Origin of the sequence: Kitasatospora paranensis, assembly GCF_039544005.1 — a bacterium.
GTDB classification, from domain to species: domain Bacteria; phylum Actinomycetota; class Actinomycetes; order Streptomycetales; family Streptomycetaceae; genus Kitasatospora; species Kitasatospora paranensis.
In genome coordinates, this window is record NZ_BAABKV010000001.1 from 264,986 (window position 1) to 290,927 (window position 25,942).

The window sequence follows — 25,942 nt, forward strand, 5'->3', positions numbered from 1 at the left end:
CGCCGGCACGCCCGAGCTCGCCCCACCTCGGGGTCAGCTCTTGCTGACGGCGCAGCTGTAGGTCGCGCTTCCGGAGCCGCTGTAGGCCTCCAGGTCGATGTAGTAGGTGCCGGAGCTGCCGGCTGTGTAGGTGAGTGCCTCGGCCACGCCCTTGCCGTTGTTGACGGACCGGGTCTGGGTGCTGCCGCTGGAGTTGAGGAGGTACAGGTCGGCGTCGTAGGCCGTCGGGATGGAGCAGTTGACGGTGACGGTCTGACCGTTGGTGAGTGTGAGGGCGTAGTAGTCGCGGTCGGAGGTGCTCTTCATGCTTCCGGTGAGCGTGAGGGGGAAGGCGAGTGCGGAGATGTTGTTGGCGGCGCTGGTGGAGTCGTTCGGCTCGGCTTCGGTGTATGTCGAGCCGCCGCCGCTGTTGGTGACCGTCCAGGTGAACGTGGTGGAGCCGCTGGCGCCGGTGGTGTCGGTGGCGGTGACGGTGACGGTGGAGGTCCCGGCGGTGGTCGGGGTGCCGGTGACGAGGCCGCTGCCGCTGATGGACAGTCCGGCGGGCAGGCCGGTCGCGGTGTACGAAAGGGTCTGGCCCGCCGCCGAGTCGGTCGCGTTGAGCTGGAGGCTGACGGCCGTCCCGAGGGCGGTGGTCCGGTTGCCGGGGGAGGTGACCGTGACGGTGTTGCCGCCGCTCTGGCAGGTGGTGACCGGCGTGCCGCTGTAGAGGTTGGCGTCGGCGACGCCGTTGGTGACGCTCCTGAGGTAGTAGCCGCAGGTGGGCCGGTTCTTGAAGTCGAAGGTGCTGCCGTCGGTGAGGTGCCAGATCTTGTAGCCGGAGTAGGTGAGCGGGCTGCCGGAGACGGCCTTCTCGGGCTGGTGGTCGCCGAGCACGATGTAGGCGTCGGCGCCGGAGAGCGTGCCGAGGCCGTTCCTGTCGAGGAAGAGCGACCCGCCGCCCTGCTCGATGCCGACCCCCAGGCCTTGCCGGAGGTGGTCAGGCCGTCCTTGACCGCCCGGGCGACGAACGCCATCGTACGGCCCATCCGGTCGCGGGTGACGAAGTGCGAGTCGTCGATGGTGTCCGCGTAGTTGGGCCAGGAGAACATGCCCGTGGTGAAGGTGACGGTGCTGTCGTACGGGTTGGCGAGCGCGGTGGGGAGTCGGTGCCGCCGCCGCAGGCGTCGTAGACGATCGCACTGTTGATGTGGGTGCCTGCGCTGCCGCCGCCGGAACCGCCGCCCTTGGCGACGACGGACTGCACGGACGCCTGGAGCGCGGTGCCCTTCCAGGACGCGTAGACGCACTGGTTGCCGCCGGCGAAGTAGACGAACTCGGCATTGCGGACATCGGTGTTGACCTGGCTGCTGTTGCCGTCGGCGGCGGAGGTGACGACGTCGGTGGTGCAGGAGTTGATGCCGCTCAGGCCCATGATGACGTCGCACTCCGGGGTGGCGCTGCCGGAGCTCGGGGCGGAGTCGGCGAGGACGGTGACGTCGATGCTGCCCGTCCCGCCGGTGATGGCGTTGATCGCCTTGGTCATGGTGGCGGGGACGACGGCCCCGTCGCCGTTCATGGTGAAGGCCGGGCCGCTCCAACTGCTCCGGCTGACATCGGTGGAGCTGCCGAGGCGCACCCGGCTGACGGAGGCGTGGGCAGTCTGCGGTACGGCCACGGCGCTCGCGCCGGCCAGCAGGGCGATGGCAAGGACGATGGCGGGTCGACGCGGAAGTCTGGACAGGCTCGGTCTCACGAGTCCTCCTGGCTGCGGGGGCGTGGGGGTGACCCATCGTGGGGATGGCGTCGAAATGGAACATACAGATGAATGAACAGCCTGGGAACATGTAACTCATGCTTCAACAGCAAAGATTTTCCCAACCGCAGAGATCACCCCTGCATGCAGGAGGAATCTCCAGGGGAAGCTACTTCGAACCACTAGACGAGATCTTTTCAGGCACGTGTAGTTGGCGTTACATTGAGTGGATGACACGCACAGCGCGGACGCGTCTGTAGGTAATCAGGCGACAGGCCAGCTTGAGGAAGCCTTGTGGTTGTCGTCGCGTATCCTCAGCGGATGCGGAGGCGTCGGAAGCCTTGGATCCAGGTGTTGGTGCGCTCCACTACCGAGTGGACGGTGCCCAGGCCGGAGCCCTGCGCGACTCCTCGGCGGGCGTGGCCGGCTTGATGCCGCGCTTGCGCTGCCACAGCATCCGGCGGAACGTGTCGTAGTCGTTGCCGCGGTCGGCGAACAGCTGGCGCGGGCGATGACGGGGGCGGCCGGTGGCGCGGCGGATACGCCGGATCGCGTTCAGCAGCGGCGGCACCCGGATGGCGTCGTGGCGGTTGCCGCTGGTCCGAGTGATGCGAGCGGGGTGCTTCGAGCCCGGCCGGGCGCGGTCGACCGGGCTCGGGCCTGTTTTGTGCCGCCCCTACGAGCCTGGTGATGGGAGCCGTCGATCACCGCCCGGGACCAGTCCAGCTTCCCCGCGCGGTGCAGTTCGGTCAGCAGGACCTGGTGAAGCCGGTCCCACACGCCCGCCTCGTGCCAGTCCCGAAACCGGCGCCAGCACGTCATCCCCGAGCCGAAACCCAGCTCCTGGGGCAGCCAATCCCGCTGGATGCCGGTGTGCAGCACGAACAGGATCCCTGCAGACACCCACGATCATCTACAGGGAACCGGCCCGGATTGCGCGACCTGCGCTCCCGCACCGGCAGCAACGGCTCGATCCGATCCCACAGATCGTCCGGCACCACGCGCGCGGCCGCTCCTTAAGCTTCCCCACGGACGGACCAACGAGCCAGCGCAAGAAGATCTGGCCGCAATCCAGCGTTGGGGTAGCTCATCTCATTGCCCCGCTGGGGAAGCGATCGTTCCTGGATCGATGCGGGGGCTACGCCAGGCCGAGGCGCTTGGCGGTGTCCTCCCCCACCTGCATGCGACGGTGGCCCGGTTCGGCGAGTGTGGTGAGGATGCCGGCCACGACGGTTTCGACCACGGCCAGGGTCGGCACCAGGCTGTCGTACGGCGACGGTGCGGCGACCTGGCTGGGCAGCACGACCTCGGCCCGGGAGGCCACCGGGGAGAGCCAGGTGTCGGTGAAGAGTACGGTCTTCCCGCCGCGTTCCTGGACGATGTCGGCCATGGTCACCTTGTCGTCCTCGTAGCGGCGGTAGTCGAAGACCACCAGGACGTCCCGGCGGTTCAGCGCGGCCAGCACCGCCGTGCGCTCGACCGGCCGGTCCGGCAGGAAGCGCACATCGTCGCGCAGTTGCATCAGGTGCAGTCCGAGGTACTGGGCGAGGAGATGGGTGAACCGGCCACCGGCAAGAGTGATCCTGCGCTTCGGGTCCGCCAGCAGTTGGACGGCACATTCCACGTCGTGCGGGGTCAGCTCCGCCAGGGTGCGGCCGACGGCGGTGGTGAAGACCTCGCTGCCGTGACGCAACAGCCCGGCAGGACCGGCCTTTCCGGCGGCGGACCCTTCGGCCTCGTCGGCGTAGGAGCCGCTTGCGTACAGGGAGAGCGGGGAGGCGTTGCGTTCGTCGAGTTCGGCGCGCAGTGCGGTCTGGAAGTCCGGGAAGCCCTTGTAGCCCAGGCGGTTGACGAAGCGGATGACGGTGGGTGCGCTGACGGCGGCACGGTCGGCGAGGGTGGCGATGGTCTCGAAGCCGGCTGCCGGCCAGCCCGCGAGGAGGACCCGGCCGACCTTGCGTTCGGCGGGGCTGCACTGGCCCAGCCGCTGGCGGATCTCTTCGGCGAGGGCGCCAGTGGCCATGGGGGAGGTTCCTTCCGAATGTGTGCCCGCGTCCGGAGAGGGACGGGGTAGGGGCGTCACCTCCGAGCCTAGCGGGCCGGGCTGCGGAGGTGACGCCTGCTGATCGTGCCGGTCCGGGCTGGGCCCGGTCGACCCGGAACGTGTCAGTGCGGGGCGATGGCGATGGTCAGTTCGGTGAGCGAGGCCGCGGTGTGTCCGTCGGTCGTCCAGGCGCGGGTGGCACCGGTCTTGGTGAACGTGACCTGGAACGTGGGGGCGGACTCGTAGGTCGTGGCGGTGGCGGTGCGCTGCGCCGTCGTGGCGGTGAGGGCCCGAGCGGTTCCGGAGAACGAGTACGGGGTGCCCTCGGGGTTGTCGACGGAGTAGAAGACGTCGTTGTTGGAGGGCACGGGGGTGGCTGAGTCGGCGCGCAGGACGGTCTTCCCGGTGGCGGGTTCTGCGTGCCAGGTGAGGGGGTTGTAGCGGTCGCCGTCGGTGAGGTAGCTGTAGCGGACGTTGTCGATGGACCAGCCCGCGTCGCGCTGGCGGGTGCGGGCATTCCTCAGGTCGAGGACGGAGACGCCGTGGCTGCCCAGGACCCGCAGGCTCTCCCGGCGGGTGCCGGCGTTCTCGACCTCGATGGCGGTGTCCTCGTCGAGGGCGAAGACCCGGTCCTGGCCGGTGTCTGCGGCGAGCCGGATGGCCCGGCCCTCCCGGCCGGTGGTGCCGGTGTGGGTGTCGAGCAGGCCGGCCCGGAGGAAGTCGAATCCACCGTCGGGAAGGTAGCCGAGCTTGGTGGCGTCGTCGAAGTAGCCCGGTGCGGAGCCGTCCCGCAGGGCCTGGTAGCTGTCGCCGCCGGTGACCATGTCCGGGCCGGAGGCGATCTGGGCACCCGCGCTGGAACCGGAGACGACGGCGCCCGCCGCCAGCTTCGCGCGGATCGCGGCGAGAACTTTGGAGTCGGTGTGCGCTGCGCCGTGCAGGAGACTGGTGACGTAGCGGTACTGGTCGCCGCCGCCGAAGAAGAACCCGGTCATGGAGTTGACCTGTGCGACCACGGCGTCGGAGTCGGCAGCGTCGACGTGCTCGATGTCGATCGGGATCCACTGGGCGTCCGCGGCGCCGAACTGCTTGAACAGGTCGGCGTAGTAGGCGCCGTTGCAGGCCGAGTTGGAGCAGGTGGCCGGGTCGCCGGCGTTCGGGTCCTGGCTCTCGGGGACGGATGCGGCGGTGAGGACGCCGATGCGGGCGTGGCCTTCGCCGCCGGCCTTGGTGATGATCTCGCCGTAGATCTCGGAGTTGTTGTCCTTCAGGCCGCCGCCGACGAGGATCAGTGTTCCACTGTCCTGTTCGGTGTGGGCCCAGGCGGCCGGGACGGCTGCCGCGGTCAGGATGACGGCGGCAGTCAGGGCAAGGGCCGCGCGACCTGCGCGCGGGGAAAGCGGGATTCGGTGCATCCGGGGTCTCCCGTCGGGGTGAGGGGGTGGAGCCGAAAGGGATGGAGCGGAAGGGCCGGGTGCGTGCGGCCCGCCGGCGGCGCGCACCCGGTGGTCGGGGTCAGGCCTTGCGCAGGCGGTCGACGAGGACCGCGAGCAGGGCGATGCGGCTGGGCACGCTGGCGGTGTCGAGCCACTCCTGGGGGTGTGGTCGGCGCCGCCGATCGGGCCGAGTCCGTCCAGGGTGGGGATGCCGAGGCCGGAGGTGAGGTTGGCGTCGCCGACGCCGCCGGTGGAGGCGCCGTTAACGTCGAGGCCGAGGTCGGCGGCAGCCCCGCGGGCGAGGGCCAGCAGGCGTTGCGCGGCTGGCGTGTTCTCCATCGGCGGGCACAGGTCGAGCTGGTCGACGCGGGCGGTGGTGCCCTCGACCGCGGTGCGGGCGGCGGACTGCCGGATCGCAGTGATCGCGGTGTGCAGGCCGGCTGTGGTCGTGGCGCGAACCTCGACCTGCAATTCGGCCTGGGGGCAGACGATGTTGGTGCGGGTGCCGGCCCGTACGACGCCGACGTTGAGGGTGACGCCGGGCCAGCGGTCGTTGAGTGCCTGGAGGTCGACCACAAGGTGCGCGGCGGCAAGGGCGGCATTGGCGCCGCGCTCGGGTTCGATGCCCGCATGGGCTGCGCGTCCCGTGACCGTCACGAGGAGGTCGGCGACGCCCTTGCGTTCGACAACAAGGTCGCCGTTCTCCCGGGCGCACTCCAGCGCGAGGGCGTAGTCGGCTCCGGCGGCGACACGTTCGGTGATCGGTCGGCTGGCGGGCGAGCCGATCTCCTCGTCCGGGGTGGCGAGGACGACCAGTTCGGCGAAGGCGGTCCGGCCCTGCCGGACAAGGAGGTCGGCGGCGGTGATGCCGGCGAGCAGGCCTCCCTTGTCGTCGCTGACGCCGGGCCCGTGGGCCAGGTGACCGTCCGTGTGGAAGGGGCGGGCCGCAGCGGTGCCCTCCTCGAAGACGGTGTCCATGTGCCCGACGAGAACGATCCGGGCCCCACCGTCGGCGGCGGGCAGTGTGCCGGCGAGACGGCCGACGAGCACGTCGCCGCACGGTCCGCCGGGCAGGCGGGCGGGAATCCGTTCAGTGGTGAAGCCGATGCGCTCCAGACGCCGCTCGACCCAGTCGGCCACCCGGTTCACACCCTCGGGGCTGTAGGAGCCGGAGTCGATGGCGACTAGGTCGGCAAGGTCCGCGAGGTAGGACGGCATGGCCGCCTCGGCAGCGGCCCGCAGGTCGGCGGCGCTGGCCCGCGGGCGGTCCGTGGTCGGCGCCTGGTTGGCGTTGGCGCTCACAGGACCTTGGACAGGAACGCCTTGGTGCGCTCCTGCTCCGGGTTCACCAGGACGGTGCGGGGGTCGCCGGCCTCGACGACGACGCCGTCGTCCATGAAGACGGCGGTGTCGCCGACCTCGCGGGCGAAGCCGATCTCGTGGGTGACCACGACCATCGTCATGCCCTCGGAGGCGAGGTCCCGCATGACATCCAGGACGTCGCCGACGAGTTCCGGGTCGAGCGCGGAGGTCGGCTCGTCGAAGAGCATCAGCTTGGGCTTCATCGCCAGCGCCCGGGCGATCGCGACGCGCTGCTGCTGGCCGCCGGACAGCTGGGACGGGTAGTGGTCTGCGCGGTCGCCGAGGCCGACCCGGTCCAGCAGGCGCTGGGCCTCAGCACGGGCATCGCTCTTGTTGACGCCGTTCACCCGGACGGGAGCCTCGATGATGTTCTCGAGGGCGGTCATGTGGGGGAAGAGGTTGAAGCGCTGGAAGACCATGCCGATCTCGCGGCGGCGTTCGGCGACCTCGGTCTCGCGGAGCTCGTGGAGCCGGTTGCCGGCCTGGCGGTAGCCGACGAGGTCGCCGTCGACGGTCAGGCGGCCGCCGTCGACCTTCTCCAGGTGGTTGATGCAGCGCAGGAAGGTCGACTTGCCGGAGCCGGAGGGGCCGAGCAGGCAGCAGACCTGGCCGCGTTCGACGGTGAGGTCGATGCCCTTGAGGACCTCGAGCTTCCCGTAGTGCTTGCGCACGCCCTCGGCGTGCACCATGGGCTGGGCCACGGGTTCAGCCCTTCCGGTTGCGGTTGGCAGTGAAGAGGTCGGTGACGCCCACGAACATGCGGCGCAGTGGTGAGACCTGGCCCATACGGGCGGTGCCGCGGCCGTAGCGGCGCTCCAGCCAGGCCTGGGGGACGGACAGCACCGTGGTCAGCGCGAGGTACCAGAGTGCCGCGACCACGAGCATCGGGATGACCTGGTAGTTCTGGGCGTACACGTCCTGGATGTTGGACATCAGGTCGTGGGCGGCGATCACCGAGACGTAGGCGGTGGTCTTGAGCATGTTGATGGTCTCGTTGCCCATCGGGGGATGATGACGCGCATGGCCTGCGGCAGGACGATGCGGCGCATCGTCAGCGCGGGCTTCATGCCGAGGAGTGTGCGGCCTCGGCCTGGCCCGGGTCGACGGACTGGATGCCGGCGCGGACGATCTCGGAGGCATAGGCGGCCTCGTTGAGTCCGAGTGCGAGCAGGGCGGCGATCGAGGGGGTGAGCAGGCTGTTGGTGTCGAACTGCACGAAGGTGACGGTGGTGAACGGGATGCCGATCATCAGGTGCTTGTAGAGGGCGGCGGCGTACGCCCAGAAGATGATCTGCACCAGGAGCGGCGTGCCGCGGAAGAGCCAGACGAACAGTGAGGAGAATCCGTAAAGCACCGAGTTGTTCGAGAGCCTCATCACGGCGACGAGCGTGCCGAGGCCGAGGCCGATCGCCATCGCGGCGACGGTGAGCCACAGGGTGGTGACCAGACCCTCGAAGATCAGGTCCGCGAACAGGTAGTGGCCGACCACGTCCCAGTGCAGGTTCGGATTCTTGGCGAGCGAGCCGACGAGTCCGACCAGGGAGAGCAGGGCGAGGGCAGCGGCGATCCAGCGTCCCCAGTGCCGCACGGGGACGGCGATCAGTCGATCGGCGGCGGCTTCGCCCGCGGGCGCCGTCGTGGCTTGGTGGGTGGTGGGTGCCATGTCAGTCCACCGCGCCGTTCCTGGTGGCCTGCTTCACGGCGATGGAGGCGACGCCGTACTTGTCGTAGATCTTGGCGAGGGAGCCGTCGTCGATCAGCTCCTGGAGCGCCTTCTGCACCGCGTCAGTGAGCTGCGGGAGGTTCTTGGCGATCGCGATCCCGTTCGGGGAGGCGTTGTAGCCGCCGGCCGCTGCGGGGTCGTCGACGACCTCGAAGGAGGCACCGCCGTCGGCGGTCTTCGCCGTCCAGCCGGCCGCGGGCTTGGTGAGCACATCGGCGACGGCCTTGCCGGAGCGCAGGGCGAGCTGGGCGTCGGAGTCCTTGGGGAACGCCTGGATGTGGATCGGCCCGCGATTGGTGGTACGGCAGGCGTCCTGATGCTTCTCCAGCAGCTTCTGCTGGTTGGTGCCGGTCTGCACCGCGACGCTGCGGCCGCACAGGTCGTCCAGGGTCACGATCTTCTCGGGGTTGCCCTTCGCCACCATCAGGCCTGTCCCGGAGGCCGAGTAGTCGACGAAGTCGACAACCTGCTCGCGGTCCTTGTTGTCGGTGATGGCGCTGATCGCGGCGTCGTACTTGCCCGCCTGGATGGCCGGCACGATGCCCTCGAACTTCTGCGCCTGGAACTCGAACCTCACGCCGAGCTTCGCGCCGATGGCCTGGCCCAGGTCGTAGTCGAGGCCGGTCATCTCCTTACTGCCCTCCGAGACGTACATCTCGAACGGCGGGTAGGGGATGTCGGTGGCGACCCGCACCCTGCCGGCCTTCTTCACAGCATCCGGGAGACCGGCGTGCAGGGCCGCGTCCGGCCGGACCTCGATGCCTGCGACGGTCACCGCCGCTCCGGCACGCGTATCGGCGGACCCAGCTGAGTCGGCGCCGCTGCTCCCGCATGCGGCGGTGGCCAGACTGACGCAGAGGGCGAGAGCCGCAGCGGATGCGAGTCTGCCGGAGCTGGAGATCTTCATGGTCGCAACTTCTTTCGGGCTGGCACGTCCGACCTTCTGGGCCGGTCCATCGAACGAGATCAAAAATTACACATGCGCCATCTAAATATCTAGATGTAACGCAGGATACAAAGGTGTAACGGCACAGAGCGTAGCCCGAGGCCAAAGATTCGCATGTCAGCGCCAAGATCATCTTCACTGGCTGTTACATCTGGCGCCGGCGGCACCTCATCTGTGCAGACCGTTCACAAGCTGGGGTGGAACTCCCCCTCGGGTGTCACGCCCGGCCAACTTCCAGGCAAGAACGTCGAACCCCTGCACGTACGCTGGACAAGGGCGTGCCAGCCACCGGACCTGGAGGAGCAGCTGCGCCGCCCCTTCGCCGACCCGCCCCGCCCACTCCTCCCTCTGCTGACGCATCGCGATGCCGACCCGAAATCGGAGGGGTTCTCAACGCCCGGCCAAGAGCCCTTCGGTCATCGACCTGCAAGACGCATCGGGTCGAGCAGATCGCCGAGCGCGGCCGCCGAAACCAAGCCCCCTCCAGCGCGATCTCGCGTACTGGCCGGCGCTCAGCGACCGACCGCTGCGCAACCTCGGTCGCACGTTGGTAGCCGAGGACAGGATTGAGCGCCGTGGCGAGGGCCGCACTTCCTTCGGCATAACCCCGGAGTCTGCCGGCGTCGGCCTCGATCCCTGCGACGCAACGGATTGCCAGGAGATCGCAGGCGCGCTCCAGCCGGTTGGCGGCCGTCAGCAGGAGATGCGCCATCAGCGGCTCGAAGGCATTGAGCTGCAGCTGCCCCGATTGCCCCGCGAGGGCGACAGCAGCCTCGACTCCGACGACTTCGAAGCAGACCTGGTTGACGGCCTCCGGCAGCACCGGGTTCACCTTGCCTGGCATGATGCTCGACCCGGCCTGCAGTGCCGGAAGCCTGATCTCTGCAAGGCCGGCCTGGGGGCCCGAAGCCAGCAGCCTGAGGTCATTGCAGATCTTCGACAGCCGCATGGCGAAGCACTTGAACGCCGAAGCGAGCTGCAGGAAGGCCCCCACTCCCTGGGTCGCCTCGATCGGGTCGCGCGCTGGCCTCACTGCCACCCCCGTGAGATCCGCGAGCTCGTTGACAGCGGCCGCGGCATAGCCGGAGGCTGCGTTCAATCCTGTGCCGATCGCCGTCCCACCAACGTTCACCTCGCGCAGCGGCCCGACCGCTCGCTCGAGTTGGTCGCGGTCGTCCCTGACAGTCAGCGCAAAGACGGCGAACTCCTGCCCGAGTGTCATCGGGACGGCGTCCTGGAGCTGGGTCCGGCCCAGTTTGACGACATCGGCGAAGGCCCGCCCTCGGTCGGCGAACGTGTCCGCCAGTCGCCCCATCGCCGGCAGGAGACCGCCGACAGCTGCGTGCAGGGCGAGCTTGACGGCTGTCGGGTAGACGTCATTGGTACTCTGCCCGAGATTCACATGGTCGTTGGGGCTGAGGTGGTTGTAGTCGCCGCGCATGCGGCCCACAGTTCGAGGGCCCGGTTGGCGATCACCTCGTTCGCGTTCATGTTGGACGACGTCCCTGCACCGCCCTGCAGCACATCGACGACGAAGTGCTCATGGAGAAGTCCATGGCGGATCTCATCAGCAGCTTCCATGATCACGTGCGCCCGCGCCGAGTCGAGGAGCCCGAGGCTGGAGTTCGCACGGGCGCAGGCGAGCTTGACCTCGGCGAGCGAGACGACGAGTTCGGGGTGGGCCGAGATCGGCACGCCCGACAAGGGGAAGTTCTCCAGGGCACGCAGGGTGTGGATGCCGTAGTACGAGTCCGCCGGAACATGCCGATCGCCGATCAGGTCATGCTCGAGTCGCTGAGGGTCCATGAACGCCCGTCTCAATCGGTGGGCTGCACTGCCCGGTTGTCTTATACGTTACATTTTCAGCTGTCTATGCGATAGATGTTTCGCTTGATCCATGCCAGTCGGCTTTGGCGGTGCCACTCGGGAGCCCCTCGCTTCGATCAACACCCCCGCCCGCACGGCGGACTCATTGCGCGCCCTGCACTCCTGCCGCGGATCGCTGCCATGGCCACCGATTGGCGCCGAACTAACAGATCGCCATCCCCTGCGCCTTGCAGACAGGCGCGTCCATGGCAGCCCCGGAGCAGGTGGGCTCAGATGCGGCTCGCGTTCGCGCTGACAGTGAGCGATGCCTGGGACGCCGGCGTGCCGGACGGTGCCACCGCAGGGCACCTTCTTGCCGACGCCGACCGCATGTTGCTGGAACGTAACCTTCAATACATTCACGACTGACTTCGACTACATGTAATTTCTGTTCACGCCGGCTCGGCGCGCTCGCCGCTCACCTCCTGCAGCTCTGGAAGGCCCCCATGCCCGCGAACCGCTCGACCATGACCAGATTCGCCGTGATCACGGCCACCGCAGCCCTCTGCAGCCCGCTCCTCAGCGCATGCGGAAGCACTGCGAGGACCGGCTCGGACTCAGCTCCGGCATCATCTGCCCCCGTGTCCGTCCAGGGCATCGCGATCAGCGCCTCGCCCGAGCTCGCCGCCAAGCTGCCGGCCGACATCAGGAAGGCGGCCGTCATCCGGGTGGCCTCGGACGTCCCGTACCCGCCGTTCGAGATGTACGAGAGCGAGGGCAGCAAGAAGATCGTCGGCATCGACGTCGATCTCGGCGCCGCCGTCGGAGCCCGCCTCGGCATCAGGTTCGACTTCCAGGCCCAGAAGTTCGACGGGATCCTCCCGGCGATCCAGGCCGGGAAATTCGACGCTGTCATGTCGGCCATGACCGACAAGAAGGAACGCGAGAAGGCCGTGGACTTCGTCGACTACATCAACGCCGGCCCTGGATGGCTCGTCAAGAAGGGCAACCCGGACGGGATCAAGGTCGTCACCGACGTGTGCGGCAAGGCCGTCTCGGTGCAGACCGGCACCAACCACCAGAAGATCCTCGACCAGCGCCAGGAGCTCTGCAAGTCCCAGGGCAAGCCTCCGATCACCGTGATGGCCTTCCCGAAGGACTCCGAGGCGCAGCTCGCCCTGCGCAGCGGGAAGGTGGTGGCGGACTTCCTGGACGAGGTGACGGCGGTCTACGTCTCCGAGACCGCGGAGGGAGGCACCGTCTTCGACGCCGTGACCGGCCGGGAGGCGGTCGGCGAGACCAGCGCCTCCCCCATCGGAATCGGCGTCTCGAAGAGTGCCTCCGGCCTCAAGGAGGCCATCCAGGGCGCCTTGCAGTCCCTGATGGACGACGGCACATACGGCAAGATCCTGGCCGCCCGGCACCTGCCCGGCATCGCGATCCCCAAGGCGACGATCAACGGCGCCCTGGACTGATCGGAACGCATGGGCCGAAGCGTGAGGCGGCACTAATCCGGAGGGCTGTCGCTGCTGGGCCACCGCCGCCTTCGGCGCACCGGTCCGTTGGCGGTGGGGGTCCGGCGCGGAGCGGCGGGGAGCAGATGACACCACGGCCGCGACCCGCACCTTCGGCGACGGCCGGGGTCCGCCGCCCCGTTACCCCTCCGCCTCGGGCCAGGCGTCGCTCGAACGCCACCAGAGAAACAAGAGATACATCTACCGCAACTTCTCGCGACTCTGTACTTTACGTTCCACCCCTGCAGGGTCGAGTCGGCTCATCACCCCCCATCGCGAGCTGGAGGAACTATGCCCACCACACCACCGTCTCCCGCCCGGAGACGCCGAGCCGTGCGGGTTCTGCTCGCAGGCCTTCTCACCGCAGGCACAGTGCTGGCCCTGCCGGCCGTCGCAGAAGCCAAGGTCAGCCGCTACCGCCAGGGAAGCGCGACCGACGTCACGCGCCCTTCATGGAGCGGGCCCGCCTACACCATGAACGGGTCGGGAGCCATCATTCCCGCCAGCATGACCCGAGCGGTGGACGCAGTACGCGGCGGCAGCGGCACCATCGACGTCGTCGTCCTGGCAGCCTCCACCGCCTCGGGCAGTCCCACCCCCGAGTGCGATGTCATCATCGGCCTCCCGAACGTCAACTCCTGCACCACAGACGTGCTCACCGCCACCCAGGACGCCTCCAACGCCCAGGTGAACACGGACGTGCGGAACGCAGAGTTCGTGTACTTCGCCGGCGGAAACCAGTGCAACTACGTGCACTGGAAGGGAACTCCCCTGCAAGCTTCCGTTCAGTCGGTGGTGAACAAGGGCGGCGGCGTCGGCGGCGGGAGTGCGGGCCACCACGTCAACAGCGCCATCGTCTACGACGCGTGCACGGCAAGCACCGACTCCGCCACCGCGCTCGCGAACCCCTACGACCGCAGCATCACCTTCACCACCGGCATGTTCAACTGGCCCAACTATGCCGACACGATCAACGATTCACACTTCGTCACAAGGGATCGGATGGGTCGCACCATGGCCTTCGTCGCCCGGGCCATCAAGGACGGCCTGACCACCGGCGGCAAGGCATGGGGCGTAGGCGTGGAGGAAGGCGGCTCCCTGTTCATCGACAACAACGGCCTGGCCACCCTCTACGGCCAGGACGCCTACGTGGTCCTGGGCGACCACCAGCCTGAGCAGGCCGCGTCCGGCAAGCCCCTGACCTACTCGAACTACAAGATCTGGCGGATCAGCCCCGGCGCCACCTACGACTTCAAGAACCGCCCCACCTGCGGCTACTACACCCGCAGCGTGACCAACGGCGTCGCAGACAGCAACCTGTACGCAGGCACCCCGGTCTGCTGACGCCACCAGCGCGAACGAGGCCCACCGAGACCAGCTCGGTGGGCCTCACCACGTGGGGACGCAGTCCGGCAGAAGTTCTCCTCTTGCACCTACCGGGACGGGTGAGGATCGCCCTCGGCCTCCCCCGTCCCGGAAACTCGCAGCAGGGGCTGGGTCCGCTGGAACTGGGACGGTGTGGCACGTTCGTCAAGGTAGCCAGCCGCCGCGGACCATCGCGGCGTCGCAGCGCTTACGCGGAACGCCGGTGGAGGTGCCGGGGGCGACGCCGACGGCGTGCTCCTCGGATCTCACGCCAGGGGGCGAGGAGCTGCGTCGCGGTGTCCGGTCGCCTGGCGACGAGGGCCTGGGGCGGGTTCCGAGGCGGGACCGGGCACGACCGCCCCGCCGCGGGGCGGACTGCGGCGCCGCTGCGCCACGGCGACTCCGGGGCTGCGGTCGCGGGCGAGGTCGGCGCCGAAGATCGGCCGGCTGCCGGAGGCGGACAGACCTGCGCGAAGCGCACCGCGCCGGCGTCCGTCAACGCATAGCACCGGCACGACCGTGCGGTGGAGCCGCGGGTACGCACGGGGACGGGCGGGTGATCCAGCCGGCCGGAACCGGGGCGAGGAACGTCCCGGGTTTCGGCCGTGGGAGGTTCGGCCGCCGTATGGACGCGGCCGCTCTACCGAGCAGCACCTCATGAGGGCCATGGGGCTGCCGGGCCGGGAATGCCAGTCCCGCCCACGCACCGAGGACAGTGCCGTGACCTGGAAACTTTCCCCGGGCAGATGGACTGGGCATCGCAGTGGATCCACCAGCGCAGCCGGGCGCCCGGCATCGACGGCGGCTCACCGCCCGCTCCCGCACGATGTTTGCCGTGCAGAGCGGGGACGGCAGTCGCGCCGCACGTTCGACTGCCTGCGACGGGTACGGAGGCCGGTCCCGTGCTGCTAGCTCTGCTTGATCGCGGAGATGTCGAATTCCAGGTGGATCTTGTCGCGACCAGCACGCCGCCGCCTTCCAGGGCCGCGTTCCAGCTCACGCCGAACTCCTTGCGGGAGATGGTCACCGATCCTTCCAGGCCGACCCGCAGGTTGCCGTAGGGGTCGACGGCGTTGCCGGTGTACTCGAAGTCGATGCTGACCGGGCGGGTGGTCTCCTTGATGGTCAGGTCGCCGGTGACGCGGTACTCGATGTCGGAGCGGGCCTCGACCGCGGTGCTGCGGAAGGTGATGTCGGGGAAGTCGGGGGCGTCCAGGAAGTCGTTGGTGCGCAGGTGCTGGTCGCGCTGTTCGACACCGGTCTCGATGCTCTCGGTCTTGATGACCACCCGGGCGGTGGACCGGGCGGGATCGGTGCCGTCCAGGTGGGCGGTGCCCTCGAAGCCGCGGACCTTGGTCACCATGGCGTGGCGGGCAACGAAGCCGATCCGGGTGTGGGCGGGGTCGAGGACGTAGTCCCCGGTGAGCTCGGAGCCGGTGGCGGTCATGGCTGGGGTGCCTCCGTGAGACGGGACCCGGGCGACGGTTCGCCTCGGATCGTTGCGGACCCACGCTTCGTCCACCCCGAGCACGCGCGGCGTCCGGGGCTTTGCCAGGGCAGCCGCAGCAGCATGCGCAGGGCGGTATGTCGGGAAACGCGCATGCCCAGGGCCGATAACGCCCGCGCGCCAGCCCGGCCGGCCAGTTCGCGGACCACGGCGCTGACCTGCGAAGACAGCCGGGGTGTGCGGCGCTGGTAGTGTTCCAGGACGCCGGGGAGCTTTCGCGGAACGTCTGGCGGCAGCCCCGCGTCGGGCAGACCAGGCGCCGGACCTGGACCACCACGACGACCCGGCGCGCGTCCGCGGCCACGTCTGCCACGGTCCGCCAGTGGTAGCCGTGCACCCGCTCGGTCTCGACCCCGCAGGTCGGGCACGTGACCGGACCGCCCGGCGTCCGGGCACGGACCCGGATCAGCTCCACCTCGTCCGCCACGCTCTCCAGGACCAGCGGCAACAGTCCCGAAAACACCGTGTTCACAAGCTCATTGGCATCAAGCACAACAGATCGTCACATGATGACGCTCTCCGTCACCACCGAATCAGCGACAGAGCCGATCGTCTGATACCACCCACGGCGGTCCCTTCACCTTCCCCACGGATGGACCAACGAGCTGACAGACCACGAGACATGGCCGCACGAGGGCTTGTGTTAGCTCCTCTTTAGGGCAATCGTCGCGGCCGGTACCGATCAGAGTCGCTACCGGCCGCGGTCGTGCGGAGAGGTCAGGTACGGAGGGTGGTCTCGTACGGGTCCCAGTCCTCGGGAAGGGCCTGCGGCGACGGGGCGCCGATCGCCACCTCGACGGGCGAGCCGGTGTCCACGGCGGCCTCAACCGCCTCCATCACGGCGAGGACGTGCAGAGCCAGTTCGCCGGTCGCCCGGTGCGGCTCGCCGGAGCGGATCGCACGGGCCATGTCCAGGACGCCAGTGCCGCGCCCCGCCGTGGTGCCGGTGGCCGCGACCTGGCGACCGGGGCCACCATCCTCGATCCGCGAAGGCCCGTCGAAGTGGTTGGGGTCGGGCAGGACGAGGGTGGCGTCCGTGCCGGTGACCTCGACGAACCCAAGCCGCAGCTGCGGGGACTCGAAGCTGAAGACCGTGGTGGCCGAGCCGCCCTCCGCGAACTCCAGCAGCGCCGAGACGTGAGTCGGCACGGTGACGTCGAACTCGGTACCCGCCCGAGGGCCGGACCCGATCGTGCGGCGGTCCCGGGAGCGGGAGCCGACGGCGCTGACCCGGCGGACAGGGCCGAAGGCCGCGACCAAGGCTGTCAGGTAGTACGGGCCCATGTCGAACAGCGGGCCGCCGCCCGCGCGGTAGAGGAACTCGGGGGCGGGGTGCCACGACTCCGGGCCGGGGATCTGCATCAGGCTGAGCGCGGTCAGCGGCGCACCGATCGTGCCGGAGCTGATCAGGCGCAGCGCACTCTGCAGACCGGCGCCGAGGAAGGTGTCCGGCGCTCCGCCGACCCGCAGGCCCGCGGCCTCTGCCTCCTTGAGCAGCTCGCGGGCACCGGCCGTGTCTGCTGTCAGTGGCTTCTCGTTCCATACGTGCTTGCCCGCTTCGATGGCGGCCCGGCCGACCTCGGCGTGCGCGGCGGGGACCGTCAGGTTGACGACCAGTTCGACGTCCGGGTGGGCGAGCGCCTCCGCGACGCCACCCCAGGCGGGGACGCCGTACGCCTCGGCCTGGGTGCGGGCGCGCTCCGGGGCGAGGTCGGCGCAGATGAGCACCCGCAGGTCGGGGAAGGCCGTCAGGTTGGTCAGGTACTGGTCGCTGATGGTGCCGCAGCCGACGACGGCGACGCCCATCGGACCGGTACGGTGCTGGTTCGCGGGGGTCATCGCACGCCCTCCGTGGTGAGGTAGGTGTGGCTCTGCGCCATGGCGTCGAACACGTCCCCAGCACACTGGTCGAGTTCGACGATGTGCCACTCGGCGGCGGGCGCGGCGGCGAGGACCGCGGGGACAGGCATCCGGCCAGCGCCGACCGCGGTGTTCGGCTGCTCCCGGTCGACGGTGATCGGGCCGTCCTTGACGTGCAGCAGGCGGACCCGGTCGCCGAGGCGGCCGAGCAGGGCAGGCACGTCCTGGCCCCCGGCGGCGGCCCAGTAGGTGTCGACCTCCAGGACCGCGGCCGGGTTCAGCAGGTCGGCGAGCACCTCCAGCGCGGGGACGCCGTCGAGCAGCGTGGACAGCTCGAACTCGTGGTTGTGGTAGCCGACCCGAATGCCGTGCTCGGCGGCGGCCCGGACGGCGGCATTGAGCTCGCCGGCGAGGGCGGCGACCGCATCGCGGTCGGCGAACCGCTCGGGGGCGGCGTAGGGCAGGATCACGGTGTCGGCGCCGACCACGGGCAGCGCCTTGAGGATCTCGGCCTGCTGGTCGCCGGTGATCCAGGCGTGCGCGCTGCACGCTCGCAGGCCGAACTCGTCGAGGTCGGCACGCAGTCGGTGCGGGTCGGTGAGCACGTCGTACGGTTCGACGCCGGAGTAGCCCATGGCGGCGAGCCGGCGCAGGGTGTCGCGCCGGTCGGCGGTCACGGCCTTCTCCAGGCCGTAGAGCTGGACGGCCAGCGGGGTGGTTGCGGTCACAGTGGTCGGTTCCTCCGGTGCGGTGGCAGGGTGCGGCCGTCCCGCCCGTCCGGGGAGGGGCGGGCGGGACGGCGGTGACGGGTCAGCGCGGGGCGTCTCCGTGGTCCGGGACCTCCAGCTGGACTCCCCGGCCAGCGCGGAGCGGTGGGCGACCAGTCCGGGCAGGGTGTAGCGGGCGGCGGTCCAGGCGTTGACCGGCGGGAGGTCACCGGTGAGGCAGGCGGTGACGAAGTCGTCGGCGAGGAACTGATGGGAGCCCTCGTGCCCGTTGGGCTGCCCGGTGAACTCTGCGGGCAGCCGGCTCAGGTCGTGCACGGGAGCGAAGCCGCTGACGAAGGCGTCGCGCAGCGACGGGTCGATGTCGGCGAGCGCTTCGTCGTCGAGCCGGGCGGTGGGGACGGTGCGCATCAGCTCCTCGATGTCCTCGGCCTTCTCGCGGTCCTGCCACAGCGTGGTGGTGGCGAGCTGCTCGAAGCTGCCCTCGGTGCCGAAGAAGCGGAACCGGGACTCGCGCAGCGGTGACGGGTAGCCGACGCGGCGCATCTCGTTGGTGCGCACCACGCCGCCGTCGGCGGTGCGGAACAGCGCGGTGGCGTTGGAGAAGTCGTTGCCCCAGCGGCTGACCTCGCGGTCGAAGACCCCGTCGCCGCGGGTGTCGGTGACACCCAGGCAGGAGACGTGGGTGACGTGGGAGCCGGTGACGGCGAGCACCCCGCCCAGGGCGTGGGTGGGGTAGTACATGGGCGGGAAGCTGGCATCGGCTTTCCACCCGTCGCCGCCGCTGAACTTGTAGGCGTCGTAGAAGCCCAGGTCCATGTCGTGCACGTAGTCGCCCTCGGCGTAGAAGATCTCGCCGAACGCGCCTTCCTCGCGCCGTTTGCGGCAGTACACGGCGGCCGGGTTGTAGTAGCTGGTCTCACCCATCATGTAGGTGAGCCCGGTGCGGCCGACCGTCTCGACGACGGCGGCTATCTCCTCCTCGGAGACGGCCATCGGGACGGAGGAGTAGACGTGCTTGCCGGCCTCCAGGGCCTGGACAACGAGCGGGCCGTGGGTCCAGCGCTGGGTGAAGATCGCGACGGCGTCGACGTCGGAGGCGAGCATCTCTTCGAAGGACGCGTAGGTGGTGGTGATGCCGTGGCGGGCGGCCTCGCGTTCCAGCCGCTCGGGGACGGCCTCGGTCAGGCGCACGTCGTGCACGCCGGGGTGGGCCTGGAAGAGCGGGATGAACGCGCGGGCGAACTGCCCGGCTCCGACGATGCCGATGCTGATGGTCACGGGTGCTCCAGTGGGTGGTGCGGGCGGGGCGGCGGGTCAGTTCTTCTTCGCCAGGGCCTTCTCGTACTCGGCCCGCATCTGGTCGCCGCCCTGGCTCTTCCACGCCTTGCGGGCCTCGGCCAGGGCGCTGATCGGCTTGCGTCCGGTGACGACGGCGACCATCAGGTCGTCGATGAGCTGATTGAGCACCGGGGTCTTGGAGATCGCGGTCTCGGAGTACAGGTTGACGACCGGGTTGGGCGCACTGACGGGCATCGCGTCGTGCAGGAAGGTCTGGGCGTCCTTGGCGACCTGGGCGGGCTGGCCGGCGAAGAAGAAGTTCAGCTCGGAGGGCTGGCACATGTAGGCCATGCTGAGTTCGGAGAGCCGGGCGGCGTTCTTGGTGGGGACCGGGGAGCCGTCCTGGGCGTAGGTGAAGTGGTGGTCGGCGATGCCGTAGTTGACGAAGGTGTACTCGCTGCTGCCGAACGGCGCGGCGAAGTAGTCGCAGACCCGGAGGACTTCGCGGATCTTGTCCTTGTTGCCGCGCAGCTTGGCGGGGATGCTGTAGTACCCCCAGTAGCCGGTGTCCTGGGCGACGAGCGGCTTGCCGCCGTCGAAGCCGGGCGGGAGCATCGGCTGGAGGTCGGCGCCGGGGCTGTTGCGCTGGATGACGCCGAGGTCGCCGCCGACGGAGACCATGCCGTTGAAGCCTTCGGCGTGCATGCCGATCGAGCCGTTCAGGAAGAGCTGGCGCTGCTGGTCCCAGGGCATGGTGGGGGCGTCGGGGTGGAAGGCGCCGCCGACCCACAGCTTGCGCATGTAGGCGAGCATCGCTTCCCACTCGTCAGTCTCGTGGTCCTTGGTGAGGGTGCCGTCTTGGTTGAGGCGCCAGGTGGACGGGACGCGGTGCATCGCGGCGAAGAATCCGCTGTTGAGGTCGGACAGGCCCCAGGTTTTCACGCCGGCGCCGGCCGGGGAGGACTTGGTGAACGCGGTCAGGAGCGCGTACACCTCGTCGGCGTTGCGCGGCACGTCCATGCCGAGCTTCTTGCGCCAGTCCTGGCGGTAGAAGGCGACGTTGTTGACCAGCGGGGTCGGGCGGGGCACGCCGAAGATGCCGCCGTCGATGGAGCTGTTGCGCCACGCCCAGTCGGGCAGCCGGGCCAGGTTCGGGTAGTCGAGGATCGCCGATCCGCCGACGAAGTCGGAGAGTTCGGTGAAGGCGCCCTGCTTGACGCTGCGGTCGATGGCCGGGGAGAAGTAGTGGTTGACGTTGAACAGGTCAGGCATGTCACCGCTGGCGATGATGGTCTGGGCGCGGTCTCCGATGTCGGAGCCGCCGACGAGGGTGGGCTGCCAGGTGAGGTTGAGCCGCTTCTCGAGCTCCTGCCACCAGCGGTTGTCGCCGCGGCCGGGGGCGGGTGTGGTGGCCAGCTGCATCAGGGCGGTCATGGTGCCGCCGCTGCCGGGTGCCTTGGCCACGGAGGTGAACTGCTCGGCGGCGGACGGGTAGCGGTCGTAGGCGGCGGGGACGCCGTGGATCGGGTCGCGGTGCTCACCGGGCATCGGGGAGGGGACCGGGCCGGCCTGGGGGTGCGGAAGGCTGCGCCGGGGGTGTGACCGCTGCTGCCGCTGCCACTGCTTCCGCAGGCGGCGAGGGTGAGTCCGGCGCCGAGGCCGAGCGCGCCGGCGAGCAGGGTGCGACGGGAGGTCAGGGGGAGGTGATCGGCTGTCTCATGACGGGGCCTTTCTGGTGTCCGGGTGAGGGTGGGGTCGGCGCAGGGCTGACCGCGCCGTGGTGTGCGGCGTCGTGGTGGAGAGGGGAGGGGTAGAGGGCAGGGGCTCAGCCCTTGATCGCGCCGACCAGGATGCCCTTGGTGAAGAACCGCTGCACGAAGGGGTACACGATCAGGATCGGCAGGGTGGCGACCACGGTGACGGCCATCTGCAGAGTCTGCGGCTGCGGGAGGGGGCGGTTGGGGTTGGGCGCGAGCTGGGTCATCGACTGTCCTTCAAGGACGTACTGCCGCAGGACCAGCTGGATCGGCCACTTCGTGGTGTCGTTGAGGTAGATCATCGCGCTGAAGAAGTCGCTCCACAGGGCGACGGCGTAGAACAGCGAGACCACGGCGAGGACTGCTTTGGAGAGCGGCAGCACGATCCGCCAGAGGATCTGCCACTCGCCGGCGCCGTCGATCCTGGCCGAGTCGAGGAGTTCGGCGGGCAGTTCCATGAAGGCGTTGCGGACGACGACCAGGTTGAAGGCGTTGATCGCACCGGGGATGATCAGTGCCCAGTAGCTGTTGAGCAGGCCGGTCTGCTTGACCATCAGGAAGTTCGGTATGATGCCCGCGCTGAACAGCATGGTGCCGAGTACGAGCCACAGTACGAAGCGCGAGCCCGGCACTTCGCGGGTGCGGGTGAGGGAGTAGGCGGTGAGGACGGTCAGCGCCATGGACAGCGCGGTGCCGACGACGGTGACGAGAATGCTGACCACCAGAGCCCGGGTGACCAGGCCGCCCTCCAGGATGGTCCGGTAGGACTGCAGCGACCAGTGCTCGGGCCACAGCAGGAGGCCGTCGCCGGCCAGGTCGTTCTGGGCGCTGAGGCTGACGGCCAGGATGTAGACCATCGGGTAGAGGACGGCCAGGCAGATCACCGCGAGGACGAACCCTTTGGCCGCGGTGCCGACCCGGGAGGGGCGCTCGGCCCACACGGGCCGGGCGGAGGGACGACGGGTCGGGCGCGGCCGGTTGCCGGGAGTCGGGGCCGCCGTGCTGTGGGGCCGCGGCCGGGTGGTGGTGTCGGCCATCAGAAGGCCCCTTCCGATCCGGTCCGCTTGACGAACTTGTTGGCGGCGACCACGAGAGTCGTAGCGATCACGCCCTTGAGCAGGCCCGCCGCGGTGGCGAGGCCCCAGTCCCCGCCCACCACGCCGCGGGTGTAGACGAAGGTGTCCAGGACCTGCGCGGTCTCCGCACCGACGGTGTGCTGCTGGAGCAGGATCTGCTCGAAGCCGACGGTCAGGACGTTGCCCAGCCGCAGGATCAGCATCAGCACCAGCACGCCACGCATGCCGGGCAGGGTGACGTGCCAGAGCCGGCGCCACGTCCCGGCACCGTCCACCGCGGCCGACTCGTAGAGCTGAGAGTCGATCCGGGTGATGGCGGCGAGGAAGATGATGGTGTTCCAACCCGTGTCCTTCCAGATCACCTGAGCGGTGATCAAGGACTTGAACCAGTGCGGATCACTCATGATGGCCACCGACTGGGTGCCGTGGTCGGAGATCAGGTTGGTCAGCAGCCCGTCACCGCCGAGCAGCTGCTGCCAGATGGCGATGACGATCACCCAGCTGACGAAGTGCGGCAGATAGACCACGGCCTGCACCCAGCGCTTGATCCGCTCACTCATGACGCTGTTCAGCATCACGGCCAAGGCGATCGGCGCAGGGAAGGCGAAGACGATCTGGAGGAAGCTCAGCACCACCGTGTTCTTCGCCGCGGTGACCAGCTGGGGGTCGTCGAACATCACCGCGAAGTTGTGGAAGCCGACCCACTGGCTGGCGGAGAAGCCGAGGAAGGGCGAGTAGTCCTGGAAGGCGGCGATATTGCCCAGCAGCGGGACGTAGCAGAACACTACGAAGTACAGCAGGCCAGGCAGCATCATCAGGTACATCGTGCGGGCCCGCCACATGCGGGTGCGCAGCGATCCGGCCGGGCGGGCCTTCGGCGTGGGGCGGGCGTGGGGGCGTTCCCTCGCGACCTGTTCTACGGACATCGTCGTTCCTTCCCTGCCTGCGGCGACGGGCGCTGCCGTGCCTTGGCGTGGGTGCGCAGGACCGTCGCCCGGCGGTGCGGGTGGGGCGGGCCGGGCCCTGCGGCTGGGCGTCGGCCCGGTTTCGGCATGGTGACGAAACCGGTCTGCGGGTGGGTGGGGGCTGTGCGGGCGGCTCGGGAGTCTGGCTCCGTCGACTGTCCGCCGGTCAGGCGGTGATCCCGACCGCAGTGAGGCTCCGCCCCAGCGGCCTTGCCTGTCAAGGCATCCCACAGAATTTTCGCTTTGTTTCCGAAAACTAGGGGGCAGATCGGCCCGAATACCGGCTGATCGGGGCACGGAGAGCACGAACGTCCATGTCGCGCGGGCCGGGGCAACAGGTCAGGGGGCGGGCGGCGCGGTGCTCCCCGGACGATCAGGGTGGTCGCCATCTCCATTCGCTGCGGCTCCTGGAGGGCCCGGTCACGCTGCTGCATGAGGATACGCACGGCCGTATTGGCCATTGCCGCGAGCGGCTGACGCACCGTGGTGAGCGGCGGAGCGGTCCACTGGGTGAAGGGCACGTCGTCGAAGCCGACCACGCTGAGCCCGCCGGGCACGGTCAGCCCGCGTTCGGCTGCGGCCTTGATGGCGCCCATGGCGAGCACGTCGTCACAGGCGAAGACCGCGGTCGGGGGCTCGGGCAGTTCCAGCAGTTCGCTCATCAGGCGGTGGCCGGACTCCTCCTGGAAGAGCCCGGTGCGCACCAGCTCGGGCCGGATGGGCAAACCGTTGCGGGCCAGCGCCGCGTAGTAGCCGTCGAGGCGGGCCCGGGCGCACCAGTGCTCCGGCGGCCCGCCGAGGCAGGCGATGCGCCGGTGGCCCAGCTCGACCAGGTGCAGCGTCGCGTCGAGGCCACCCTGCCAGTTGGTCGCCCCCACCATGTGGAACCCGGGCTGCGGCTCGCCGACCGGGTCGAGCAGGACGCACGGCACGCCCGCTTCGAGCAGTTCGCGCTCGGTGGCCGTCAGCGAGTCGAGGACCACGATCAGGCCGTCGGTCCCGCGGCGCAGCACCTGGTCGATCCAGCGCGACTCGGCCGCGCCGCGCAGTTGGCGGGTGGTGATGGCCACGCTGACCTCGTGCTCGGCCGCCGCCTCGACAGCGCCGCGAGCGAGTTCCGCCGACCAGGAGCTGGACATGTTGTCGATCAGCATGTCGACGATGCCCACCTGGCGTCGCCCGAGCGGCAGTTGGTACCCGTGGCGGACCAGCAGGCTCTGCACCTTGCTCCTGGTGAGTGCCGAGATGTCCCCCGGCCGTTGAGCACCTTGGAGACGGTCGCCACCGAGACCCCGGCGTCCGCGGCGACGGCCGCGAGGGTGACGCGTCCGCCCCGGCCGCCGCCGGTCGTGTCCTCTGTCATCTGATCCGCAGTTCCTCTCGTGTGGCCGTGCCGGACGCGTCCGCCGCCGGCGGGGCCGACCTGCGGCCCTGCGGTGGCAGCCAGGGTAGCGAGACACGGTCAGGGACGTCGGTCGGCGGTGCGTGGAGGTTGACCGCTGCAAACGGCGCTCCTAGACTTCCGGGCGGTAAATCTTACCGAAACTTTTCCGTGGCGGTCAGGCCGGGACGGCCCTCGGATCCGCCACCATCCGTCGCGTTCTGGCCGCACCGGGCCCGCTCGGTCGCACAGCCTGGAACCTGGTTCCCGAACACAGCCGCGTGGCCCGGTCACGGGCCCCTGGGAGGTACCGCGTGTTCCCGCCCCCGCAGCCACCCCTGCCCGCTACGCCGCCGCCGTCCAGGCGGTGGCGCTCCCGGTGCTCCGATCCGCACCGACTGTCCGGCCCGCCCGGAGCCGCGGGCCGGTCCCGACCCAGGCCAGCACCGGCCGCACCGGCATGCGCCCGCGCCCTGACCACGGCCGCGCCGAACCGCGCAAGCACGATCTGCCCGGCGCCCTCCGGGCACGGGCGGCCGTCGGTGCCGCGCACCCGGCCGCCGCAGTGCAGCACGCCGCCTCCGAGCGGGTATGGCGGCTGGTCTGGTCGCTCGGCGCCCCACCCCCACCACGGGCCGGCGGGGATCGGAGGGCGGCGGTGCCGGGTTGGCGGCCGCTGCTCCCACCGGGGGCGATCGCCCTGGTGCCCCCGCACCGGTCCGACTGGATCGAGGCGGCGGCGGCGTCTACCGCGCTCGGCGAGGCGGAGTTCTGCTGGCCCGGCCACCCGCCGGAGCAGGCCCAGCCGTGGGTGCGGATGCCGCGCTCCCCCGACCCGTCACCGGTGCTGCTGGAGTACCTGCTGTGGCTGGGCACCGCGCGCCCGCAACGGTGGCGCGAGCTGGCCGCGCAGTCCCTGTGGATGGTGCTTTCGGTCCTCTTGGAGGGCTGCCCGCCGACCGGCCTGCAGACGGGCCACGTCGACGCGCCAGGCCGTCCTGCCCCGCGCAGCGCCGACCCGCGGTTCCCCGATGTCGGCGGGCACGAGTCGGAGGGGCGGGTCGAGCCCGGGCGGCCGGAGCTGGCGGCCGCTCTGCGGTACGTTCGGGACGCCTGGCGGGAGGGGCCGCGCCCGCTGACCCTGGTGGAGCTGGCCGATGCCGCCGCCGTCTCGCGGGGGCACTTCGCCCGGATGTTCCAGGCCCACTTCGGTGTCGGCGCGATCACGGCGCTCGAACAGGTGCGGCTTGCATATGCCGAACAGCTACTGGAGGCTGGCGAGTTGAATGTGTCTCAGGTGGCCCGTGCCTGCGGCTTCGCCGATCCGCTGCACTTCTCGCGCCGCTTCCGGGCCACCCACGGGCTGGCTCCGCAGGTCTTCCGCCGCACCCCGGAGGCCGCCGTCCGTCGCTGCGACAGCCCGGCGGTGCGGACGCTCGTGCGGCTGACCGGCATCTGA

The 25,942-nt window shown here is 69.8% G+C and carries 19 protein-coding genes and 5 pseudogenes; 4 read left to right on the top strand and 20 right to left on the bottom strand.

Annotated features, from left to right (window positions below; translation table 11 throughout):
• Positions 1-33: 33 nt before the first annotated feature.
• The 10 genes and pseudogenes from ABEB13_RS01370 to ABEB13_RS01415 form a co-directional block, all read right to left on the bottom strand.
• The gene (locus ABEB13_RS01370; RefSeq protein ID WP_345703885.1) at positions 34-876 is read right to left on the bottom strand and encodes a PPC domain-containing protein; all 843 of its coding nucleotides are present in this window, start codon (positions 874-876) and stop codon (positions 34-36) included.
• 103 nt (positions 877-979) lie between these two features.
• Positions 980-1,735, bottom strand: coding sequence for a hypothetical protein (locus ABEB13_RS01375; RefSeq protein ID WP_345703886.1), 756 nt, complete (start codon positions 1,733-1,735; stop codon positions 980-982).
• Positions 1,736-1,952: 217 nt separating this feature from the next.
• A pseudogene (locus tag ABEB13_RS01380) lies at positions 1,953-2,736 on the bottom strand (IS5 family transposase).
• Positions 2,737-2,873: 137 nt separating this feature from the next.
• Complete coding sequence (locus ABEB13_RS01385) at positions 2,874-3,758, bottom strand: MurR/RpiR family transcriptional regulator (protein ID WP_345703887.1); 885 nt, start codon at positions 3,756-3,758, stop codon at positions 2,874-2,876.
• A 143-nt stretch (positions 3,759-3,901) separates the two neighbouring features.
• On the bottom strand, positions 3,902-6,517 hold the full coding sequence (locus ABEB13_RS01390) for a M20/M25/M40 family metallo-hydrolase (RefSeq protein ID WP_345703888.1): 2,616 nt from the start codon (positions 6,515-6,517) through the stop codon (positions 3,902-3,904).
• A complete protein-coding gene (locus ABEB13_RS01395) occupies positions 6,514-7,266 on the bottom strand; it encodes an amino acid ABC transporter ATP-binding protein (RefSeq protein ID WP_345709496.1) in 753 nt (250 codons plus the stop codon). Before ABEB13_RS01395 ends, ABEB13_RS01390 begins: the two co-directional genes overlap by 4 nt.
• Before the next feature lie 16 nt (positions 7,267-7,282).
• Complete coding sequence (locus ABEB13_RS01400; RefSeq protein WP_345703889.1) at positions 7,283-7,579, bottom strand: hypothetical protein; 297 nt, start codon at positions 7,577-7,579, stop codon at positions 7,283-7,285.
• Between the two features lie 61 nt (positions 7,580-7,640).
• The gene (locus ABEB13_RS01405; RefSeq protein WP_345703890.1) at positions 7,641-8,240 is read right to left on the bottom strand and encodes an ABC transporter permease subunit; all 600 of its coding nucleotides are present in this window, start codon (positions 8,238-8,240) and stop codon (positions 7,641-7,643) included.
• A gap of 1 nt (position 8,241) precedes the next feature.
• On the bottom strand, positions 8,242-9,075 hold the full coding sequence (locus ABEB13_RS01410) for an ABC transporter substrate-binding protein (RefSeq protein ID WP_345703891.1): 834 nt from the start codon (positions 9,073-9,075) through the stop codon (positions 8,242-8,244).
• 587 nt (positions 9,076-9,662) lie between these two features.
• Positions 9,663-11,052: pseudogene (locus tag ABEB13_RS01415) on the bottom strand (aspartate ammonia-lyase).
• Between the two features lie 294 nt (positions 11,053-11,346).
• On the opposite strand from ABEB13_RS01415, the gene ABEB13_RS01420 reads away from it, so the two are divergent.
• From ABEB13_RS01420 to ABEB13_RS01430, 3 genes are all read left to right on the top strand, one after another.
• Entirely contained in the window at positions 11,347-11,481 is a 135-nt protein-coding gene (locus ABEB13_RS01420; RefSeq protein ID WP_345703892.1) for a hypothetical protein, read from the top strand.
• Positions 11,482-11,693: 212 nt separating this feature from the next.
• Entirely contained in the window at positions 11,694-12,527 is an 834-nt protein-coding gene (locus ABEB13_RS01425; protein ID WP_345703893.1) for an ABC transporter substrate-binding protein, read from the top strand.
• Positions 12,528-13,073: 546 nt separating this feature from the next.
• Positions 13,074-13,910 carry a Type 1 glutamine amidotransferase-like domain-containing protein gene (locus ABEB13_RS01430; RefSeq protein WP_345703894.1) on the top strand — a complete coding sequence of 279 codons (837 nt, stop codon included), beginning with the start codon at positions 13,074-13,076 and terminating at the stop codon, positions 13,908-13,910.
• 929 nt (positions 13,911-14,839) lie between these two features.
• Here ABEB13_RS01430 and ABEB13_RS01435 read toward each other — a convergent pair.
• The 10 genes and pseudogenes from ABEB13_RS01435 to ABEB13_RS40150 all read right to left on the bottom strand — a co-directional run bounded on the left by ABEB13_RS01435 (position 14,840) and on the right by ABEB13_RS40150 (position 24,465).
• Positions 14,840-15,378 (bottom strand): annotated as a pseudogene (locus ABEB13_RS01435) (YceI family protein).
• A gap of 42 nt (positions 15,379-15,420) precedes the next feature.
• Positions 15,421-15,931: pseudogene (locus ABEB13_RS01440) on the bottom strand (transposase family protein); the annotation flags it as partial.
• Between the two features lie 224 nt (positions 15,932-16,155).
• Complete coding sequence (locus tag ABEB13_RS01445) at positions 16,156-17,277, bottom strand: Gfo/Idh/MocA family protein (RefSeq protein WP_345703895.1); 1,122 nt, start codon at positions 17,275-17,277, stop codon at positions 16,156-16,158.
• Complete coding sequence (locus ABEB13_RS01450) at positions 17,274-18,026, bottom strand: sugar phosphate isomerase/epimerase family protein (protein ID WP_345703896.1); 753 nt, start codon at positions 18,024-18,026, stop codon at positions 17,274-17,276. Before ABEB13_RS01450 ends, ABEB13_RS01445 begins: the two co-directional genes overlap by 4 nt.
• Before the next feature lie 82 nt (positions 18,027-18,108).
• A pseudogene (locus ABEB13_RS01455) lies at positions 18,109-19,304 on the bottom strand (Gfo/Idh/MocA family protein).
• Positions 19,305-19,340: 36 nt separating this feature from the next.
• Positions 19,341-20,852, bottom strand: a complete 1,512-nt coding sequence (locus ABEB13_RS01460; RefSeq protein WP_345703897.1) for an extracellular solute-binding protein — start codon at positions 20,850-20,852, stop codon at positions 19,341-19,343.
• Positions 20,853-21,129: 277 nt separating this feature from the next.
• Entirely contained in the window at positions 21,130-22,098 is a 969-nt protein-coding gene (locus tag ABEB13_RS01465) for a carbohydrate ABC transporter permease (protein WP_345703898.1), read from the bottom strand.
• A complete protein-coding gene (locus tag ABEB13_RS01470) occupies positions 22,098-23,063 on the bottom strand; it encodes an ABC transporter permease (protein ID WP_345703899.1) in 966 nt (321 codons plus the stop codon). Before ABEB13_RS01470 ends, ABEB13_RS01465 begins: the two co-directional genes overlap by 1 nt.
• The gene (locus ABEB13_RS01475; protein ID WP_345703900.1) at positions 23,054-24,325 is read right to left on the bottom strand and encodes a substrate-binding domain-containing protein; all 1,272 of its coding nucleotides are present in this window, start codon (positions 24,323-24,325) and stop codon (positions 23,054-23,056) included. The genes ABEB13_RS01470 and ABEB13_RS01475 overlap by 10 nt, the downstream gene beginning before the upstream one ends.
• Complete coding sequence (locus ABEB13_RS40150) at positions 24,250-24,465, bottom strand: LacI family DNA-binding transcriptional regulator (RefSeq protein ID WP_425559845.1); 216 nt, start codon at positions 24,463-24,465, stop codon at positions 24,250-24,252. The genes ABEB13_RS01475 and ABEB13_RS40150 overlap by 76 nt, the downstream gene beginning before the upstream one ends.
• A gap of 478 nt (positions 24,466-24,943) precedes the next feature.
• Here ABEB13_RS40150 and ABEB13_RS01480 point away from each other — a divergent pair, with 478 nt between their 5' ends.
• Positions 24,944-25,942: a helix-turn-helix domain-containing protein gene (locus ABEB13_RS01480; protein ID WP_345703901.1), complete on the top strand. Its 999-nt coding sequence runs from the start codon at positions 24,944-24,946 to the stop codon at positions 25,940-25,942.

Coding starts and splice junctions, on each gene's coding strand:
- ABEB13_RS01405 (WP_345703890.1), bottom strand. CDS start 8,240: ATGGCACCCACCACCCACCAAGCCACGACGGCGCCCGCGGGCGAAGCC.
- ABEB13_RS01385 (WP_345703887.1), bottom strand. CDS start 3,758: ATGGCCACTGGCGCCCTCGCCGAAGAGATCCGCCAGCGGCTGGGCCAG.
- ABEB13_RS01430 (WP_345703894.1), top strand. CDS start 13,074: ATGACCCGAGCGGTGGACGCAGTACGCGGCGGCAGCGGCACCATCGAC.
- ABEB13_RS40150 (WP_425559845.1), bottom strand. CDS start 24,465: ATGACAGAGGACACGACCGGCGGCGGCCGGGGCGGACGCGTCACCCTC.
- ABEB13_RS01420 (WP_345703892.1), top strand. CDS start 11,347: ATGCGGCTCGCGTTCGCGCTGACAGTGAGCGATGCCTGGGACGCCGGC.
- ABEB13_RS01465 (WP_345703898.1), bottom strand. CDS start 22,098: ATGGCCGACACCACCACCCGGCCGCGGCCCCACAGCACGGCGGCCCCG.
- ABEB13_RS01480 (WP_345703901.1), top strand. CDS start 24,944: ATGCGCCCGCGCCCTGACCACGGCCGCGCCGAACCGCGCAAGCACGAT.
- ABEB13_RS01395 (WP_345709496.1), bottom strand. CDS start 7,266: ATGGTGCACGCCGAGGGCGTGCGCAAGCACTACGGGAAGCTCGAGGTC.
- ABEB13_RS01470 (WP_345703899.1), bottom strand. CDS start 23,063: ATGTCCGTAGAACAGGTCGCGAGGGAACGCCCCCACGCCCGCCCCACG.
- ABEB13_RS01445 (WP_345703895.1), bottom strand. CDS start 17,277: ATGACCCCCGCGAACCAGCACCGTACCGGTCCGATGGGCGTCGCCGTC.
- ABEB13_RS01400 (WP_345703889.1), bottom strand. CDS start 7,579: ATGGGCAACGAGACCATCAACATGCTCAAGACCACCGCCTACGTCTCG.
- ABEB13_RS01460 (WP_345703897.1), bottom strand. CDS start 20,852: ATGCCCGGTGAGCACCGCGACCCGATCCACGGCGTCCCCGCCGCCTAC.